This window comes from Bacillus cereus group sp. BfR-BA-01309 (assembly GCF_022664315.1).
In the GTDB taxonomy this organism is placed as follows: Bacteria; Bacillota; Bacilli; order Bacillales; family Bacillaceae_G; genus Bacillus_A; species Bacillus_A mobilis.
Window position 1 is genome coordinate 300,657 of the sequence record NZ_JAKUHE010000002.1, and the last position, 19,691, is coordinate 320,347.

Sequence of the window (19,691 nt, forward strand, 5' to 3'; positions counted from 1 at the left end):
TCATTATGGTATTCGAAGGTCATTTAGTTGGTACAGGATTAAAAGTTGGGGTTGTTGTTGGACGTTTTAATGAATTTATTACAAGTAAGTTACTCGGCGGAGCTTTAGACGGATTAAAGCGCCACGGTGTAGAAGAAAACGATATCGATGTTGCTTGGGTTCCTGGCGCATTTGAAATTCCTTTGATCGCTAAAAAGATGGCTAGTAGCGGAAAATATGATGCTGTTATTACGTTAGGAACTGTAATTCGCGGTGCTACAACACATTACGATTACGTTTGTAATGAAGTAGCAAAAGGGGTTGCATCTTTATCACTACAAACAGACATCCCCGTTATTTTCGGTGTATTAACGACTGAAACGATTGAGCAAGCAATTGAACGTGCAGGCACGAAAGCTGGTAATAAAGGCTATGAATCTGCCGTTGCTGCGATTGAAATGGCTCACTTATCAAAACAATGGGCATAAAAAAATAAAGAGAGGCCGCGGCCTCTTTTTATTTTTTTACTTTTTTCCGTACATCTTTTATTAATTCATCCATTGTTTTTCCTTCTGTTTGTATACGAAGCGTTTGTGCTGTTCTCCATACATTCTCTCTTTTCTTCGCTTCTTCTATAATAGTAATTTCTTTTCGCACTTCCTTTAAATCTTTACCTTCTGTTTTCAATCCAAAATGTTCAGCCTTCGTTCGAAAATGTTGTTCAATTCGTTGTTGCATCTCTTTTTGTTCAGGATTTTCGGCAGCCTTAACTGGATCAGTACTTATTGCTTTTAATAAAATTAGACAAGTCATAATCGCTAATATATATTTGTGCATGTAAAATCCTCCAACCCAATATAAATTACATATTTACTATGTACAATTGGGGCTTGGAAAATTCGTCCACCAAAATTCTTTTTTTTACTCAAAAACCAATAGTATCAAGCGTTTACAACTATTTATTACATTTTATTTACAAAAAAAGCAAACTCTTTTACAAGTTTGCTTTTTTTCTATCTTATAATGCACATTCTTCAATCTCAAATCCTAAATCTTCAATCATACCCCAGTCTGCAGTCGGTTCTTGCCCAGCTGTTGTTAAATAATCCCCGACAAAGATAGAATTTGCTGCAAATAAACCGATTGGTTGTACAGAACGTAAATTGATTTCACGCCCCCCTGAAATGCGAATTTCTTTCGTTGGGTTTACAAAACGCATCATTGCCAGCACTTTTAAACATTCTACCGGCGTTAATTCTTTTTGTCCTTCAAGCGGCGTACCCTTTACAGCAACAAGGAAATTACATGGAATTGAATCTGCATCTATACGTTGTAATTCGAATGCAATTTCAGCGCGTTCTTCTATTGTCTCGCCCATTCCAAAAATCGCCCCTGAGCATGGTGAAATACCCGCTTGTTTCGCTTTTTGAACTGTATCAACACGATCGTCATACGTATGAGTGGAGCAAATACTTTCGTAATTATTCGCATGTGTATTTAAGTTGTGGTTATAACGATGTACACCCGCTTCTGCTAAACGTCCTGCTTGATCTTCGTTTAAGAAACCTAAACAACAACAAATCTTCAAATCTGTCGTTTCACGAATCTCCTTAACGGCTCCAATTACGTGATTCACCTCTTTATCCGTCGGACGACGACCAGATGCTACAATACAATATGTACCCGCTTTACGGCGAATTGCTTCGTGTGCCCCTTCTACAATCTTTTCCTGCGTTAGCCATGCATATTTATCAATTGGCGCCTCTGAAATAATAGACTGTGAACAATATCCGCAATCTTCAGGACATAATCCAGATTTCGTATTAATAATCATATTTAATTTTACTTTCTTACCAAAGTGATGATGGCGAATGATGTAAGCAGCATTCATAATTTCTAAAACTTCTGTCTCATCAGCTTCTAATATCGCTATTGCATCCTCTTTCGTAATCATTTTCTCTTCTACTACGTCATATGCGAGTTTTTTCCAATCCCTTTTTGTTTGTACTTGTTTCATTTCATCTCTTCCCCTCTTTTGTTATGTGCATAAATAAAGCGTGATACGTCGCCATTATCCCTTCATTTTCCGTGAAGTCTCTTTCGTATATGCGAAGCATCGCACGAAAGAGTGAGGGACTTTGACAATAGGATTCTTCATTACTATTAGTCGCTCCTACTTTTCGAATAGAATGTAGAAACTCCCTAGCTTCTGTAAATCTCTCTATGTAACATGTTTCAGAAACATGCACATCCCCTGTTTCTATTTCACATATATGGCGCAACTGATTTTTTGAATAAAAACGTTGCCCAATCGATGTTTCATTTTGTATATTTTTTTCTTCTTTCGCCCGTTGGAACGAAGCATGTAATTCTTGAAATGTTTCATGTCCAAACGTTGAAAAGAGTAATATCCCATCTATAGACAAATGATGAAATAAATTTCTTATCACTTGTTTTAAATCATTTAGCCATTGAAATGTGGCATTCGAAATAATGACATCATACGTTTCTTCTAGTCGTAATCTGTCGATATCCTCACAGTAAAACATTACATTTTTCACATTTTGTCTAGTTTTCGCAACCTCAATCATACTTTCAGCAAAATCAATGGCTGTAATATGCGCTTTCGGAAATAAACTTGATAATTGCTCTGTAACATATCCTGTCCCGCATCCAAGTTCTAAAATACGTATCGTTGAATTTGCACTATATCGCCGCTTCAATGTAGAAAGTAATGACTGTGCCATCTTTTTTTGTACATTTGCATATTGATCGTAGGATACAGCTGCCACGTTAAACCGTTTTTGTAGTAACGTTTTGTTGATCATGTCGTATCCCCTCTACAAATTGAATTATCTCTTTTTCGCAATATTCGAAATTCGTCACACATAATGCGTGTCCAGCCTCACTTACTACCTTAAGCGTGGCAGTCTCATTCTCAGCCATACTACGCGCTGCAGATAATGGGCATATGACATCCTGCTCTCCGTGAATAAGTAGTATAGGTACTTTAACTTCTTTCAGTTCTTCCCTCATATCTGCTTCGATTAAATACTCCAAACCTAATTGCAAAGACTGAATAGAATCACCTTTAAAGCGTTTTATCATATCTTCAAACCTTTTATTCTCTTTCAGCTCATCTTTTGTAAACATATTTTCATAAAACCGCTTGAGCGTATCTTCTTTCTTTCTCGCTACATTCTTTTTCAGCCGTTCTACATGCAAAGCATTCCATCCACTCGTATAGTCGCTCGTATTTGTAAATTTAGCAGTGCCACCAATTAATACGATACCTTTCGCCTTAATCTTTTTATGAGCTTGAACTGCCGCTAACGCTCCTAGTGACCATCCAACTAAAATCACATTTTCATCTTTTGCTACATCTATTATTCGCCCTGCAAATTCACTTTGTTCTTTCACATTACGCCAATTGATACATTGAACAGAATACCCTTTAAAATACGGCAGAACTAAAGTCCAAACACCTTCTTCCATTCCCCACCCAGGAATAAAAATAATCTTTAGCTCTTTCATACTAAAAACCCCTCTTCTTTACCAATACGTATAATGTGCTGAATAGCCCAGTTCAAATCAGCTATTGTATGTTGAGACGTAACTGCAAAACGGACCCGTGAACTATTCACTGGAACCGTTGGTGGACGAATTGCAATTGCTGCAATACCTACTTCTTGCAACCTTTTACTAAACCGTAAAGCTGTTTCATTTGAACCGACTACAATCGGTACAATATGAGTTGAGCTCTTCCCAATATCAAAACCAGCTTCTTGCAAATGTGTCCTAAAATAGGCTCCATTCACTATAAGTCTCTCTCTTCTTTTATTATCTTCTTTCACAATTTCAATTGCTTTTTGTACCGACCCTAACGTTCCTGGTGGTAAAGCAGTAGTAAAAATAAAGCTTCTCATCATATTTTGTAAATACTCTATATAAATTGTATCGCCTGTCAAATACGCACCATAACACCCTAAAGCCTTGCTAAACGTCCCCATGTGTATATCAATTTTTTGAGCAACATCTTTTTCTATATGAGACAATCCTGCTCCATTCATTCCATATATTCCACTCGCATGCGCTTCATCAACTATAATCATTGCTCCGTATTTCTCTTTTATGTGCACTAACTCTCGTAAATATGCAGTATCACCATCCATACTAAAAACAGTATCCGTTACGATTAATTTCTTCTTTTTTGGCGGCGCTACTTGCAACAGCTTCTCTAAATGATCTAAGTCATTATGACGATATCTTTTATGCTCTGCTCCGCTTAATATAATTCCATCAACGATGCTTGCGTGATTTAATTTGTCACTAAACACAATATCGTGACGACTAGCTAATGAAGAAATCACTCCAACATTTGCCGTATATCCACTATTTACAACTAAGGCTTTTTCAGTGCCTTTCCAATCGCATATATTTCTCTCAACCTCTTCATACAGTGAATAATTTCCTACAACGAGCCTTGATGCTGTCGCCCCAGTTCCATATTTTCTTGTGTATGCTATAGCAGCTTCTTTTAACCTTTCATCTCCAGCTAACCCTAAATAATTATTTGACGCTAAATTTAGCATCCTTTTTTCATCTCGAATAAGCCATGTCTCTTCTGCTCGTTCTGTTACATGCAAATTGCGATACTGCCCTTGCTCATTTAATTGTTGCAATTTAGATTGAAGATGTGTGCGCCACGTTTGATTCATTTCGGATAAACTCCTCTAATTTTGAAATCATTATATACTCTTTAGCAGATTCCAAGACTTCTTCTTTTGTAAACGCACCTTCAAAGAATGGTAATAATCCTAAAACCGGTACCCCACTTAGTTCTTCAATCATTTCTTTATTTTCTTGTACTCTTTCCATTTCACATTCTTTGCAGCCGGATAAAATTACACCTGCTACTGTTAAGCCCTGTGCCTTCGCATAAGCAATCGTTAAAACGGTATGATTTACTGTTCCTAATGTAGGACGTGCTACTACAATAAGAGGAAGCTGTAATTCTTTTGCGAAATCAATTACTAAAGCATCTTCTGTATACGGAACAGCCAGTCCGCCTGCTCCTTCTACAAGTAGACTATTAAACTCTTTCAATCGTTCATTATAGTGATCCATAATGTCCTTTAAATGTACTACTCTTCCAGCTCTTTTCATGGCAAGTCTCGGAGCAAGCGGTTCTTCAATAGAATAAGGGCAAATTTCATCTTCTTTTGTCGGTACACCCGATAATGCTTTTAGCCTTGCTGCATCTCCCTCTGGATTAGATGCAACATGTCCACTTTGCAACGGTTTATATACCCCTATGTTATATCCCAATTCTCTAAATACACCTGCTAATGCACCTGCAACTACAGTTTTTCCCACTTCAGTATCCGTTGCTGTTACAAAAAAACCACTCATTATACTCCCTCCGTAACATCCGAGATTGCTTTATATAAAATACGTAACATATCATCAATCTCATCAATTGTAGAAGCAAGAGGAGGCATAAATACAATCGTATTACCGAGCGGTCGCAAGATCATGCCAAGCTCTCTTGAGCGTTTACACACTTGAACACCGACTCGCTCTGTCCATTCAAACGCTTCTTTCGTTTCCTTATTCTTCACAAGTTCAATTCCAACCATTAATCCGCACTGACGAATATCCCCTACATGTTTATATGCAAAGAGCGATTCTAATTGCGTCGCCACATATTCTGTTTTACGTGCCACTTCTTCTATTAAATTTGTTTTCTCATATAGTTCTAAATTTGCAATTGCTACCGCACACCCTAACGGATTCCCTGTATAACTATGACCGTGGAAAAACGTTTTTTGTTCTTCATAGCCTCCTAAAAAGGCATTATAAATTTCATCTGTCGTTACAGTGATTGCAACTGGTAAATATCCGCCCGTTAAACCTTTTCCAGCTGTTAAAATGTCCGGCGTTACATTTTCATGTTCACATGCAAACATTTTCCCGGTACGCCCAAATCCAGTCGCTACCTCATCTGTAATAAATAAAACATTATATTTTGTACATAAATTACGTAGCCCTTTTAAGTATCCTGTTGGCATTGTAATCATACCGCCAGCACCTTGCATTAAAGGTTCTACAATAATCGCCGCAATTTCTTCATGTTTGTCTTTCAGCAACTCTTCCATTTCTTCTAAATGTTTTTTCACAATTTCCTCCTTATTATTTCCATAAGGAGAACGATATGTATATGGATAAGGCATTTTAATTGCCTCAAATAAAAGTGAACTATACACTTGGTGAAACAAGTCTATTGCTCCTACTGAAACAGCTCCAATTGTATCACCGTGATACGCTTCTTTTAATGTAACAAATCTTTGTTTCTTCGGTTTTCCTTTATGCTGCCAATATTGAAAGGCCATCTTAATTGCAATTTCAACGGCACTAGAACCAGAGTCTGAATAAAATACTTTCTTCAAACCTTCTGGTACAACTTCAATTATTTTTTCTGCTAATAAAATAGATGGAACGTTAGCAAGTCCTAGCATAGTAGAATGGGCAATTTTATTTAATTGCTCACGAATTGCTTCATCTAATTCTGGTACTTGATGTCCGTGAACATTTAACCAAATAGATGAAACACCATCCCAATATTCATTTCCATTTACATCGTATAGCTTTCTTCCCTCTCCACGTTCAATAATGACAGGATCTTCTTCTAAATAATCTTTCATTTGTGTAAACGGATGCCATACATAAGCTTTATTTTTCTCCGATAATTCTTCATATGTATAAGACGATTTTTCAGTCGTATTACTATTAACAGTCACAATTGTCACCCCTAATGTTAACTAGTTTATAAATATAGTTAACATTAATTTTAAATGACTGTCAATTATTTTTAAATCAAATAGTTCTTAAAAAAGAACAACTTATCATACGATAAGTTGTTCTACTTTCCATGTTGTATCTTTCCGATTTCTAAAATAATCTCTTCATCTTTTTTTCCTTCTGTATCAATTCCAAGTTGCTTAGCGTGCTCAATTAATAAATCATGACGCTGCTCAAATCTAGCATTATCTAATTCTTTCGTAACTTCTTCTTTTGTTTTCCCATCAGTAGAAACCCCTAGTTTCTCAGCTGCTTTTTCTATCGACTTCTTCTCTTCCGTTTCTTTCACTTTCTTCACTTCTGACTGCTGTATTTGCTTTTGCTTCGCCTGCTGTGATTCAGCTGCAAAAGCTGTGTAAATTCCAGCACTTCCGCCAATGACTAGTAAGGTGGTAAAAAGAATTATTTTTTTCTTCACTCTTTCCTCCCCTTTCAAATTCATTATAACGTACAAATTTAGAACATTAAAAACATTTAACCTTTATTTCCCTAAAAAAATATTGCACATTTTTATTGACATATAAGTTCAAAATGTGATAAAAATTTAACTAACATCATATGAATCGGCATTGATAGGATTTAGTAGTATTTCGATTTCTGATTTCAGAGAGCTGGTGGTCGGTGCGAACCAGTACAGAGCGAATTATGAATTACCCCCTGGAGCTTCTTTTGCGAAACGTAAGGAGTAGTGAAAGACGGTTATAGACCGTTATATCTAAAGAGTGGTGAAACGAAACTGTTTCACAATTTAGGGTGGTACCGCGAATTTTTCGTCCCTGCATATATTGCAGGGGCGTTTTTATTTTATTAGCGCATATCATACGACCCTTTATTTTGTGATACATTCATTTCACAAGCTAGGGTGGTACCGCGATTTCTTCGTCCCTGCATAATTATATGCAGGGACGTTTTTTTATCCAATCATTTCCGTATTCTATTGAAGGATCAACAATTACCGGTAATTTGTCACAAAATTCTAATTTTTAGAAGGAAATAAACAATATTGGCGAATTTTATATAAAAAAGAGCTATTTTAGATTACTTAGGAGGGAAAAACAATGGTTTCAAAAATTGAATCTGTTCTTTTAACATTATTTATCTTTTTCTGTATTGGCTTTAGTGTTATTCAATTAGAAGTTTCACCACACATCCCAATTTTATTTGGTATCGTTCTTTTATTAGCATTTGGATTTATGAAAAAAATCTCTTGGTCTACTATGGAAAAAGGGATGATCAGTAGTATTTCAGCTGGTATTCCATCTATTTTTATTTTCTTACTTGTAGGCGTATTAATCAGTGTTTGGATCGCTGCTGGAACAATTCCAACTTTAATGGTGTACGGCTTCCAGCTTGTATCTCCAAAGATTTTCATTCCGACTGTTTTTGTTGTTTGTGCAATTGTTGGAACAAGTATCGGTAGTGCCTTTACAACTGCCGCAACTGTAGGACTTGCCTTTATGGGCATGGGTAGTGCTCTCGGATACGATCCGGCTCTAATCGCTGGTGCAATTATTTCTGGTGCATTCTTTGGAGATAAAATGTCTCCTTTATCTGATACAACTAACTTAGCTCCTGCTGTTACGGGTGTAGATTTATTTGAGCATATTCGTAACATGCTTTGGACAACAGTTCCAGCATTCATTATTGCTTTTATCGCCTTTTTCATTTTAGGAGGCGGCACTAGTGGAGACGTTGACTTCACAAACTTTATTAGCACATTAGAGAAAAACACAACGATTTCTATCGTTACACTTATTCCTATTTTATTACTATTCCTATTCGCATTTAAAAAAGTTCCAGCCGTTCCAACATTGCTTGCAGGAATTGTGATAGGAATTATTATTCTCTTTATCTTTAAACCTAGCACTTCTTTAGCTGATTTAATGAAAATTATGCAAGACGGCTACGTTTCTAAAACTGGTATTAAAGACATTGATAGCTTACTATCTCGCGGTGGTCTACAAAGTATGATGATGTCGATTGCACTTATTTTCCTGGCTCTTTGTATGGGAGGATTATTACAAGGAATGGGTATTATTACGCAGCTCATGAATATCATCTCTAGCTTCGTAAAAAATAGCACACGTTTAATTATTTCTACTGCTTCAACTGCAATTGGTGTAAACTTCTTACTTGGTGAGCAGTACTTATCAATCGTTTTAACAGGACAAGCATTTGCTAATAAATACGATGAAGTCGGTTTAGAGCGTCGTAATTTATCACGCGTATTAGAAGATGCAGGTACAGTTATTAACCCGCTCGTACCATGGGGAGTAAGTGGTGTATTCTTATCGAACGTCCTTGGCGTTCCGACATTTGATTACCTTCCATTCGCAATTTTCTGTTTAGCTTGCCCAGTCTTAACAATTATTGTTGGTTTCACTGGATTTGGTCTTTCATGGAAGAAAGAAAAAGCAGTAACAATTTCATAATATACTAAAAAGGATTACCTGAATCGGTAATCCTTTTTTTATATTTCTCGACTATCTATTTGCTTTCTTTCTTCTAAATAACAGAAGTAATCCCGCTCCAACAAACGCCAAGCCTGCTCCAATTGTAGAAGCAACACTTGTACCTGTTTTCGGTAAATCACGTTCTTCTTTATTTTCACTTACAGTTATTGTTTCTTTTGAGTTTTGATTTTCCGTTGTAGTTTGTCCAGATCCTGCATTATTACCTTCATCTGTTGGCGGTGTCGTTGGATTTTCTCCATTATTTCCTTCACCTGTTGGTGGTGTCGTTGGATTTCCTCCATTATTTCCTTCACCTGTTGGCGGTGTTGTTGGATTCTCTCCACCAGTTTCCTTATCATCATCGTTCTTCTTCGTTATATCAATTGCATATTTAGCAAATTCATTTTCAGATGGTCCAACATATGATATTTTTCCATCTTTTTTTATATACTTTTGTGCATTTGGTGAAGAATCGAACGTTGTATTTAATTTATCTGCAACAATCGGTTTAAACGTCCAATTTTTATCTGCTGCTGGATCAATAACTGGTGTTTCTTGCATATACTTCACAATGATTTGACGTGTTTCATCTTGTGATTGATATACAACTTCCCCTTTACTTACACCCGGGAAAGTTTGGCTACTTCCGCGGTAGTTATTTGTAGCGACGATGAACTCTTGATTGTCAGCTACTGTCTTACCTTCATATGTCATGTTTATAATACGATTCGTATTTGCATTTACAACTTTTCCATCTTTATCGTATTTCGCTGGTTGTGTTACATCAATTTCATATTTTAAGCCATCTAAAATATCGAAGTTATATGTAGGATAGCCTATATTTACTAATGGTTGTTCTTCTGTTTTCTTTGGATCGATTTGATTAAACTGACCTGCAGACATTTCAAGCCATTCTTTAACTTGTGCCCCATTTACTTTTACAGCATATAACGTATTTGGATATACATATAAATCTGCAACGTTTTTAATTGCTAACGTTCCAGCTGGAATATCCGTATAATATGTAGCACCGTTTCGGCCACCTGCTTTAAATGGTGCACCTGCAGATAAAACTGGAATTCCTTTATATTTGCTGTACTGTCCATTTTCAGCAAATAACTTTTCTACATACCATTTTTGTGCATTTGTTACAAGTTGTACAGAAGGATCATCTTGTACTAATGAGAAATAACTATTAATTGGCGCTGTCGTTTTTCCTACAGCTGTATTCACATAATCAATTGTCGCTTGGTGATCATCTTTAATTTCATTAACTAATTTTTCATCAGATTGTACTAATGGGTTCCCTTTACTATCAGCAATCGGACGAAGTTGCGGCTTCGATTGCTCTTTTTGTACTTCCCATTTTCCGTTTACCTTTTTCAATTGCATATCAATAATACCTAAGTTACTTCCAAAGACACCAGGCATTACAACTGGAACACCATTAAATACATCCTTCACTTCAGTATGTGAATGTCCCATTAATACTGCATCTACACCAGGAACCTCTGTTAAATAATACGAAGCGTTTTCCATACCAACGTTGTATCCACTCTTATCAACACCAGAATGCGCTAGTGCAACGATAACATCTGCACCTTCTGCTTGCATTTTTGGCACCATTTTCTTCGCTGTTTCAACTATATCTTTTGCTTTCACTTTTCCTTCTAAATTCGCTTTATCCCAGTTCATAACTTGAGGTGGAACAAATCCCATTACGCCAATTTTCACTTTTTGTTTTTGACCTGATTCATCTTCTACTTCTTTTTCAAAGACATGATATGGTTTAAAGTAATTTTGATCGTTCTCTTCATTATTATCTTTATCATCTTTATAGACGTTCGAGTTAATAACTGGGAACTCTGTTTTACTAATTACTTTATTTAAATAGTCTAAACCGTAGTTAAATTCATGATTCCCAAGAGAGATGACGTCATACTTCATTAAATTCATTAAACGATATAATGGGTGTGTATAACTAGGATCCACAGGCTTCTTCGGATCATTTATTTTATTCGCTACGTAATCTCCAAGCGGTGTCCCTTGTAATGCATCCCCATCATCAAATAGGACAGAGTTCTTCGCTTCTTCACGTGCTTTATTAACAAGTGTTGCCGTTTGTACGAGACCTACTTTATTATCTGTTTTCGTTTGATAATAATCGTAATTCATTAAGTTAACGTGAATATCTGATGTTTCTAAAATTCGTAAGTTAACCGTACTCTCCCCATTGTTCTCATCCGCATAAGCTGTTGTTGGCAACACTTGTGGTGCTATTACACCAATAGCAAGAGTTGCTCCAGCTAGCATTTTTTTTGACTTTTTCACAAAAAATCCCCCTTATACAATTACCCAAAATCATGAAATGAATCTCTATTTGTCTCTAACCATATACCTTTTTTTCTTTTATTAGAGACAAGATTTCCATTTCATCCTGCGCTAATGAGTAGTCCCCTTTAACGCCCGATTGTTGAAATTTTAATTAGAAGGAAATAAAGCCCTACTCATTAAAATTTCACCTTATCTGACATTATCATATATAATGTACTTTCATATCGTCAATATTTTTTGACATACTTCTACAAATTTTCTGTAAAGTTATTATAAACTTTTCATAAATATATAATATGCCCTTACATTGTTAATACTGCTGAATATGATACAATTACCAATTACAAGGAGGATGAATTTATGAAAAAAGTCATCTTAACAATTGTTTGTCTCCTCCTTCTAATCATTTCTTATTCTTATTTTGAGAAGAACGATGAGACAAAACAAAATGAACCTGAAGAAAAAACAGAAAAAACATCTACTCCAAGTTGGATTGATAAACAAACAAACGATTCCTTTTATCATCTCGTACTAGGTGATTCGCTCGCCAAAGGATATGGGTCGACACAAGGGGGATTTGCTGAATTAGCTTCTAAACAAATAGAAGCACAAATTCATAAACCAATTACCGTAGAAAACCTTGGAATAAACGGTCTTACAACAGATCGTCTCGCAAAAAAAGTTCAATCAGAAGATGTAAAACAAAAGATTAGAGCAGCAAATATCATTACGATTAATATTGGAGGAAATAATTTATTTCGCTTAAATCGTGATGTCGGTGTTATAGACGGTATTAAAATGTTAAATAAAGAAAAAGCTCATTTTGAAGCGGATATAAAAACTATTGTAAAGACAGTTCGCGATCAAAACCCGGACGCTTTACTCATTCTCTCAGAGCTCTATAACCCGTTACAACTCGATGACTCCATCGCCAGTTATGCAGATATGTTTTTAGATGGCTGGAATGAATCCGTTTATTCCATTTCAAAAGCAAATCAACCATCTATCGTTTTACCAATTCGTAAATTAATATCAAATGATAAAAAAGATTTACTCTTTGACCAAGTACACCCAAATGATAACGGCTACGCGATTATTGCTAATACGTTTACAAAGCAAGTGTTATCCTACAAATATTAAAGCGGTCATGAAACAATTCTATTTTTATACCCTGTCTTTTTTGTTACAATGATAGTGTGGAAGGGGGCCTTTATATGGAATCACGCGAGTGGGAACGTATTGTTGATCATCTTCTTTCGCTAGTGCCTCTTTTTTATCGCAAATTTATGCTTCCTGGAGAATTTTCTTCTCAAAGACATATGCCGCCATCACATACACAAGTATTACTACTTCTGCATGAAAATGGCACATTAGCAGTTTCCGAAATCGGCAAGCGGCTAGCGATTTCAAGGCCTAACATGACACCTCTATTAAACAAACTAATTCAAGAAGAACTAATAGAGCGTCATTATAGCGAAAAAGATCGACGGGTCATTTTAATTTCCCTAACAGCTGAAGGGAAATTGTTAGTAAATCAATATCAACAATTCATTTTAGACAAATTAAAAGAAAATTTCCAAACTTTATCTGAGGAAGAACGTGAAAAACTCATTCACTCTCTTCAAACCATTCAAAATTTAATTTTGAAAACAAACGCATAAAGCTGCTTCTAAATAGAAGCAGCTTTATGATTCGTAATAATTACCGTAGTATACATTTGAATATGGCCATGTCGTTAAATATGGTTTTTGTTCTTGCGTAGATTGTTGTGGCGGTATTTGTGGTAATTGCTGTAATGGCTGTTGTCGATATAATTCGTATTGTCTATTCATATCATAAACCGGATAATAATTTACATATGGATATACTTGCGGTACGTAATAATAATACATTCGTTCTCTCCTCCTTTTTCTTAAACATATTCCGAGGAGAAAATGAATGTGACACTCTTTATATTTGCACGAGCGGTTCTCTCACTCGTTTCTTTCTGTTCTTCAAACGTAACTTACGGTTCTTTTCATATAAATAATGCACAACGAAATATGAAATTCCCCCAAACACAACTCCTATTATCGTCATACCAATCAATACATACACTTCACTCTGTAATAAGCTCTTTAACATTGTGAAAATATGGCTTGAAAACAAGTCAGATATCGTAAATGGTTCATGATGTATTTTTTTCACATGAAATGGATAAATCATTTTTCCTAACGCATAAGCAACTGGGAATAAAAATACCGGTAAAAACGATATTTTCCCAATAATATTGCCAATAACCGCAGCAGGAAAAGATCCCTTTGCTAATCGAACGATCGGATAAAATATGACATATACGAGCGATGCCGTATATATGACCAGCATCTCTAAACCAAACCCAATTGCAAAACCTAACGATACTTTCTTTGCTCCTTCTGGTGATCGAAGCAACTTATAATATTGAAACTTTAATATTCTCCACATCCGCTGAAAAAACGAATATGTTTTCTTAGGTGCTTTCAAATTCATCATCTCTTTAACTATATTTTTTCTATCTAGTATGTCCTTACATGATATGAAAAACAAATGTAGTTTACTCCTTTTATTATAAATGATATAGAGATGATTAACCAAATATACATACGACATTTCAATGTAAAAAAGTACACCTCCAATTGTTATTCATGTCTAACAACTGGAGATGCACCTCATTTAAGAAAGTTCTTCTACATTTTTAAATAAACTTACTAATAATGCTTTTTGCGCGTGCAATCGATTACCAGCTTGCTCAAACACGATAGACTGTGGTCCATCTATAATTTCTCCTGTTACTTCTTCTTCACGATGGGCGGGTAAACAGTGTAAGAAACGATATGTTTGCTTCGCATGCATAACAAGTTCTTTATTGATTTGGTAAGGTTGAAATAAAGTATATTTCTCTTCTTCTCCTTCTTGCCCCATGCTCATCCAAACGTCAGTATAAATGAAATCTGCTTCACTCACCGCTAATTCAGGATTATGCAAAATTTCAATTTCAGCTCCTGTTTCTTCAGCAATCATTAATGCTTTTTTTACAATTTTCTCATTCGGTTCATATCCTACAGGCGTCGCAACAGTCATATGCATTCCGACTTTCGCACTCGCTAACAACAATGAATGACATACGTTATTCCCATCACCTACATAAGCTAATTTAATTCCTTTAAATGTCTTCACTTCTTCATAAATCGTCATTAAATCTGCCAACGCTTGACAAGGATGGTGATCGTCCGTTAATCCATTAATAACAGGTATGCTCGATTCTTTTGCAAGCTCTTCTACATCGGCATGTGAGAACGTACGTATCATGATCCCGTCAATATAATGAGATAATACTTTCGCAGTATCTGAAACGCTCTCCCCTCTTCCAATTTGCATCTCTTTCCCACTTAAAAACATGCCATGTCCTCCGAGCTGTACCATTCCTGCTTCAAAAGATACACGAGTACGAGTTGAATGTTTATCAAAAATAAGCCCTAATATTTTCCCTTGTAATAAAGGCTCTTGCTTATTCTTTTTTAAATAGATAGCGAACTCAATTAAAGAAATGATTTCTTCTTGCGTCAGTTCTTCTAATGTTAAAAGATCTTTCGTATTTAATTTCGGTACTTGTACAGTTGACATGGAATTTCCCCCTTATATGATTGATACGTTTTTTGTACAAACTACTTTTTTTATCATATATACTGCCTGCTCTAACTCTTCATTCGTTACAATAAGTGGTGGTAATAGTCTTATCACATTAGGCCCTGCTTGTAATACGAGAAGTCCTTCTTTCTCTAGTTGTTCTATAAAACTTGCAACTTCATGCTTACACTCAATCCCGATCATAAGCCCCTTACCACGTATATTTTGAATACATTCAACATGTCGTAATTCCTCTCGCAACTTCTCTAATACGTATTCGCCCTTTTCCTTTACTTCTTTTAAAAACGATGCTTTCTTACTTACTTGCAATACTTCTTTCGCTGCAGTCATTGCAATATAATTTCCACCAAACGTTGAACCATGTGATCCTGCAGTAAACGATGTTCCAAGTTCTTTCCGGCCAATCATCGCTCCAACGGGTATGCCATTTCCAAGCGCCTTAGCGGCAGTAACGATATGAGGATCTATTCCCATTTGCTCGTAAGCAAATAATGTCCCTGTTCTTCCAATCCCTGTTTGTACTTCGTCTATAATAAATAAGGAACCGAACTTATTACATAATGTTTCAATTGCTTTCAAAAAAGATAGATCAGCAGGAATGACTCCTCCCTCTCCTTGAACAACTTCTACCATTACCGCCGCTACTTCTTCATTCATTACTTCCTCTAACGCCTTTATATCGTTAAAAGGGGTATGTAAAAAAGACGGAAGGAGCGGACCAAATCCTTCTTTCACTTTATTTTGCCCCGTCGCACTCATCGTTCCGAATGTTCTACCGTGAAAAGACTGCTGACATGTTATGACGAGAGATTTTCCAGTATGCTTACGAGCTAGCTTCAAAGCAGCTTCATTCGCCTCTGCCCCGCTATTACAGAAAAAAACAGAATCTAACGCTGTATTTTCTGTTAATAATGACGCTACTTCTTCTTGTAAGCTATTTGTAAACAGGTTAGATATATGCCATATATCATGAAGTTGCTCTTGGACAGCTTTCATAACCGTAGGATGACAATGTCCTAAATTACATACGCCAATTCCTGATGTGAAATCTAAATATTGCTTACCATTTGCATCAATAACTTCCGTTCTCCTTCCCTTTACAAGCTCAATATTTCTTCTCCCATACGTTTGAAAAAGATGACTTGTCATACGATACTTACTCCTTTCGTTACCGTCGTTCCGATACACTCACCCGTAACTCCAGTAAAATCTTTTGTACCGTTCACAATACTTATCTTTTGCACTCCCATTTTTAATGACGTTAGTGCCGCCTGTACTTTCGGAATCATCCCGCCTGTAATAACTCCTTTTTCTATTAAAGTAATAATTTCCGCTTCATCCGTTTTCTTTACTAATTTCCCTTCATGTAATATCCCATCTACATCCGTAATAAAAATGAGTTCTTTTGCGGATAATGCGGCCGCAATTCCAGCTGCAGCTGTATCCGCATTTATGTTATAAATCTCATTATCATGTATCCCGACCGGAGCAATAACAGGAATATAATTCAAATTTATCAATCCTTTTAGTAAGGCTGTTTCGACATAACTTACTTCTCCCACATATCCTATTTCTTCGCTGACAGGTTGAACTTGAAGTAATTTGCCGTCACATCCTGAACAACCTACTGCAAGTAAATTATGCCTTTGCAACTTCATTACAAATTTTTTATTCGTACTTCCGCATAGCACCATTTGAACAATATCCATAACTTCTTTTGGTGTTACTCGTAACCCATCTCTTTTTTCTATTTTGATGTTACAATCTTTTAATTGCGCATCAATTTCTGGGCCGCCACCATGGACAATCACTACTTTATACTTCTGTTGCAATTTCTTTATACAATCAAAAAACACATCATTTAATTGATCCAACATACTACCGCCGCATTTCACTACAATATAATCGCTCATCTTCCCTCTCCTTATGTACGATAACAAGCGTTTATTTTCACATATTCATAGCTTAAGTCACAGCCCCAAGCTGATCCGTTCTCTTCTCCTAAATGTAAATGCACATCAATCATAATTTCATGTTCTTTTAATTTCTTTTTCATTTCCTCTTCAGAAAACATTTGAGGTTCACTATTTTTTAACACTGCGATAGATTGAAGAGTAATATCAATTGTATTTGGATGAATCGCTACTTCACTTTGTCCCATACTGCTAATAATTCGGCCCCAATTTGGGTCTTCACCATGTATTGCTGTTTTCACAAGACTCGAACCGACTATTTGCTTTGCAATTTTCTTTGCCTCTTCATTCGTTCGGGCTCCTAGCACATTTACTTCTATTAACTTCGTAGCACCTTCACCATCTTGTGCAATTTTTTTTGCTAAATCTTCACATACCTTCTGTAAAGTAACTACGAAAGTTTCCCAATCTGCATGTTCCATATTGATTGGTTTCGTTTCTGATAATCCACTTGCCATAACGATGACCATATCATTCGTAGAAGTATCTCCATCCACCGTAATTTGATTAAATGTATGATTCGTTATTTGTGATAATGCTGTTTGCAATACGTCATGCTCTATATGAGCATCTGTCGTAATAAAACTTAGCATCGTTGCCATATTTGGGTGAATCATCCCTGAACCTTTGGCAACACCAGCAATCGTCACTTTTTTCCCATCAATAATCATCTCATAGCACGTTTCTTTCGTTATAAGATCCGTCGTTAAAATTGCTTCAGAAAAAGAACGTGCTTCACTTTCTTCCTTCGTCGGGATAAGAGTTGCAACTCCCTTTCGAATTAAATCCATCGGTAACGGAACACCAATTACACCTGTTGAAGCTATTGCAACGTAATGTTCTTTCACTCCAAAATGTTCCGCCCCTAATGCACGCATCTCGTAAGCATCTTGTAAGCCTTTCATTCCTGTACAAGCATTTGCATTTCCGCTATTGACGATAATAGCTTGTAATTTCCCCTCAGCCGCTATACTTTCTTTCGTTACTTGCAACGGGGCTGCTTGTATTTGATTCGTTGTATAAACAGCGGCACATGATGCCGGCACTTCACAAATGATTACACCTAAATCCTTTTTTTCTTTTTTCAAACCATTTGCAGTACCGATTGCCAAAAACCCTTTTGGCGTTACAATGGAACCATTTTCTAATTTTGTAATAGACTCTACTTTAATCATCATGTCCCCCTTATAGATAAAGCGGCATATGTTGTAAGCCTGCTGTTTCTTCTAGTCCCGCTACTATATTTGCATTTTGAACCGCTTGCCCAGCCGCACCTTTCATCATATTGTCTATAACTGAAACGACTGTCACTCTTCCTGTTCTTTTATCGTAAGCTATACCCATATCACAATAATTTGAGCCCCTCACTTCTTTCGGACTTGGAAACTCTCCTTGTGTGCGAATTCGGATGAAAGGCGATTGTTCATACGTTTCTTCATATAACTTTTGAAGCTGTTCTATTTCTATTTCTCGTTTTACTTTCGCATAAAGTGTAATCATAATCCCTCGTGATATCGGTATTAAATGTGTACTAAATGTGATTGGCTTCGTTTCCCTATTCCACTCTGCAAGCATTTGCTCAATCTCAGGAACGTGTTGATGCTCATTTACTTTATAAATACGTAAGTTATCGTATAACTCAGGAAAGTGAGTCATCGTTGTTGGCGTTTTTCCTGCTCCAGATACGCCTGATTTCGCATCAATAATAATAGAATCTTCTTCAATTATGCCGCTACTTACTAACGGCAATATCGCTAATAATGCAGCTGTAGCAAAGCATCCTGGATTTGCAATTAAATTTGCATTTTGAATTTCGGACCTTTTCCATTCACTTAACCCATATACAGCTTCCCTAAGAACTTCTTCTTTTGCAGCTGTCCTTTTATACCACTGTTCATATGTCGAAGGATCTTTCATACGAAAGTCTCCAGATAGGTCAATTACTTTTAAACCTACTGCTAATAATTTCGGAGTTAACTCTGTTGATACTCCTGCTGGGGTTGCTAAAAATACAATTTCTGCTTTCTTCTTTATTTCCTCCGCATCAATTTCTTGTAACGTATGAACAAGAACATTTTGAAAATGTGGATATACATTTGTTATACACTCGCCAACTTGCGAAAAAGAATGAAGAGATGCTATCGAAAAATATGGATGTTGCTCTAATAACCGAATTAACTCAATACCTCCATACCCAGTTGCTCCAATAATTGCGACTTTCATATGCTCCTCCTCATATTAATTCTTTAAATTAAGTATGATTATAATATTGTATATTTATAGAGTCAATTAAATATTTATAAATTTTATAAACTTAAAAAAACTTAATTTTACTAGAAAAACAATATACACATCCGAATTTTTATACATAAATATTGCATAGTAGTTTTTTTGTTTCACTTCAAGTACAATAAAACAATACATA

At 36.0% G+C, this 19,691-nt stretch carries 20 protein-coding genes and 1 other annotated feature; of the genes, 4 read left to right on the top strand and 16 right to left on the bottom strand.

Features of this window, described 5'->3' with window-relative positions; genetic code table 11:
• The first annotated feature begins 5 nt into the window (after positions 1-5).
• The gene (gene ribH, locus MR115_RS05130) at positions 6-467 is read left to right on the top strand and encodes a 6,7-dimethyl-8-ribityllumazine synthase (RefSeq protein WP_000230897.1); all 462 of its coding nucleotides are present in this window, start codon (positions 6-8) and stop codon (positions 465-467) included.
• Positions 468-495: 28 nt separating this feature from the next.
• Here the strand turns inward: ribH and MR115_RS05135 are convergent, their stop codons facing one another.
• From MR115_RS05135 to MR115_RS05170, 8 genes are all read right to left on the bottom strand, one after another.
• A complete protein-coding gene (locus MR115_RS05135; protein ID WP_000549787.1) occupies positions 496-816 on the bottom strand; it encodes a hypothetical protein in 321 nt (106 codons plus the stop codon).
• Positions 817-997: 181 nt separating this feature from the next.
• A complete protein-coding gene (bioB, locus tag MR115_RS05140) occupies positions 998-1,996 on the bottom strand; it encodes a biotin synthase (RefSeq protein WP_000815865.1) in 999 nt (332 codons plus the stop codon).
• 1 nt (position 1,997) lies between these two features.
• Positions 1,998-2,807: a malonyl-ACP O-methyltransferase BioC gene (gene bioC, locus MR115_RS05145; RefSeq protein WP_242240275.1), complete on the bottom strand. Its 810-nt coding sequence runs from the start codon at positions 2,805-2,807 to the stop codon at positions 1,998-2,000.
• Positions 2,773-3,513: an alpha/beta fold hydrolase gene (locus tag MR115_RS05150; RefSeq protein WP_242240277.1), complete on the bottom strand. Its 741-nt coding sequence runs from the start codon at positions 3,511-3,513 to the stop codon at positions 2,773-2,775. The genes bioC and MR115_RS05150 overlap by 35 nt, the downstream gene beginning before the upstream one ends.
• Positions 3,510-4,697: an 8-amino-7-oxononanoate synthase gene (bioF, locus tag MR115_RS05155; protein ID WP_242240280.1), complete on the bottom strand. Its 1,188-nt coding sequence runs from the start codon at positions 4,695-4,697 to the stop codon at positions 3,510-3,512. Before bioF ends, MR115_RS05150 begins: the two co-directional genes overlap by 4 nt.
• Complete coding sequence (gene bioD, locus MR115_RS05160) at positions 4,663-5,391, bottom strand: ATP-dependent dethiobiotin synthetase BioD (protein WP_061678113.1); 729 nt, start codon at positions 5,389-5,391, stop codon at positions 4,663-4,665. Before bioD ends, bioF begins: the two co-directional genes overlap by 35 nt.
• Positions 5,391-6,779, bottom strand: coding sequence for an adenosylmethionine--8-amino-7-oxononanoate transaminase (gene bioA / locus MR115_RS05165; protein ID WP_242240283.1), 1,389 nt, complete (start codon positions 6,777-6,779; stop codon positions 5,391-5,393). Before bioA ends, bioD begins: the two co-directional genes overlap by 1 nt.
• A 122-nt stretch (positions 6,780-6,901) precedes the next feature.
• Positions 6,902-7,258 (bottom strand): hypothetical protein, encoded by a 357-nt coding sequence (locus MR115_RS05170; RefSeq protein ID WP_242240286.1) that lies wholly within the window; start codon positions 7,256-7,258, stop codon positions 6,902-6,904.
• Positions 7,259-7,400: 142 nt separating this feature from the next.
• Positions 7,401-7,621 (top strand) — a binding site (T-box leader).
• A 277-nt stretch (positions 7,622-7,898) separates the two neighbouring features.
• Here MR115_RS05170 and nhaC point away from each other — a divergent pair.
• The gene (gene nhaC / locus MR115_RS05175; RefSeq protein ID WP_063260867.1) at positions 7,899-9,272 is read left to right on the top strand and encodes a Na+/H+ antiporter NhaC; all 1,374 of its coding nucleotides are present in this window, start codon (positions 7,899-7,901) and stop codon (positions 9,270-9,272) included.
• Between the two features lie 51 nt (positions 9,273-9,323).
• Here the strand turns inward: nhaC and cpdB are convergent, their stop codons facing one another.
• Positions 9,324-11,624, bottom strand: a complete 2,301-nt coding sequence (gene cpdB / locus MR115_RS05180; RefSeq protein ID WP_242240289.1) for a bifunctional 2',3'-cyclic-nucleotide 2'-phosphodiesterase/3'-nucleotidase — start codon at positions 11,622-11,624, stop codon at positions 9,324-9,326.
• Between the two features lie 363 nt (positions 11,625-11,987).
• Here cpdB and MR115_RS05185 point away from each other — a divergent pair, with 363 nt between their 5' ends.
• Together MR115_RS05185 and MR115_RS05190 are read left to right on the top strand one after the other, a co-directional pair.
• Positions 11,988-12,767: a GDSL-type esterase/lipase family protein gene (locus tag MR115_RS05185; RefSeq protein ID WP_097818822.1), complete on the top strand. Its 780-nt coding sequence runs from the start codon at positions 11,988-11,990 to the stop codon at positions 12,765-12,767.
• A 74-nt stretch (positions 12,768-12,841) separates the two neighbouring features.
• On the top strand, positions 12,842-13,288 hold the full coding sequence (locus MR115_RS05190; protein ID WP_000445817.1) for a MarR family winged helix-turn-helix transcriptional regulator: 447 nt from the start codon (positions 12,842-12,844) through the stop codon (positions 13,286-13,288).
• A 24-nt stretch (positions 13,289-13,312) separates the two neighbouring features.
• Here the strand turns inward: MR115_RS05190 and MR115_RS05195 are convergent, their stop codons facing one another.
• From MR115_RS05195 to argC, 7 genes are all read right to left on the bottom strand, one after another.
• Positions 13,313-13,519: a hypothetical protein gene (locus MR115_RS05195; RefSeq protein ID WP_063260864.1), complete on the bottom strand. Its 207-nt coding sequence runs from the start codon at positions 13,517-13,519 to the stop codon at positions 13,313-13,315.
• Between the two features lie 58 nt (positions 13,520-13,577).
• Positions 13,578-14,138 (bottom strand): DUF2062 domain-containing protein, encoded by a 561-nt coding sequence (locus MR115_RS05200; RefSeq protein ID WP_242240615.1) that lies wholly within the window; start codon positions 14,136-14,138, stop codon positions 13,578-13,580.
• A gap of 180 nt (positions 14,139-14,318) precedes the next feature.
• The gene (gene argF, locus MR115_RS05205; protein WP_242240291.1) at positions 14,319-15,269 is read right to left on the bottom strand and encodes an ornithine carbamoyltransferase; all 951 of its coding nucleotides are present in this window, start codon (positions 15,267-15,269) and stop codon (positions 14,319-14,321) included.
• Between the two features lie 12 nt (positions 15,270-15,281).
• Positions 15,282-16,442, bottom strand: coding sequence for an acetylornithine transaminase (locus MR115_RS05210; RefSeq protein ID WP_242240294.1), 1,161 nt, complete (start codon positions 16,440-16,442; stop codon positions 15,282-15,284).
• A complete protein-coding gene (gene argB, locus MR115_RS05215) occupies positions 16,439-17,206 on the bottom strand; it encodes an acetylglutamate kinase (protein ID WP_098597620.1) in 768 nt (255 codons plus the stop codon). Before argB ends, MR115_RS05210 begins: the two co-directional genes overlap by 4 nt.
• An 11-nt stretch (positions 17,207-17,217) precedes the next feature.
• Positions 17,218-18,441: a bifunctional glutamate N-acetyltransferase/amino-acid acetyltransferase ArgJ gene (gene argJ, locus MR115_RS05220; protein ID WP_141434976.1), complete on the bottom strand. Its 1,224-nt coding sequence runs from the start codon at positions 18,439-18,441 to the stop codon at positions 17,218-17,220.
• 10 nt (positions 18,442-18,451) lie between these two features.
• Positions 18,452-19,489 (bottom strand): N-acetyl-gamma-glutamyl-phosphate reductase, encoded by a 1,038-nt coding sequence (argC, locus tag MR115_RS05225; protein ID WP_097864726.1) that lies wholly within the window; start codon positions 19,487-19,489, stop codon positions 18,452-18,454.
• Between the last annotated feature and the right edge of the window lie 202 nt (positions 19,490-19,691).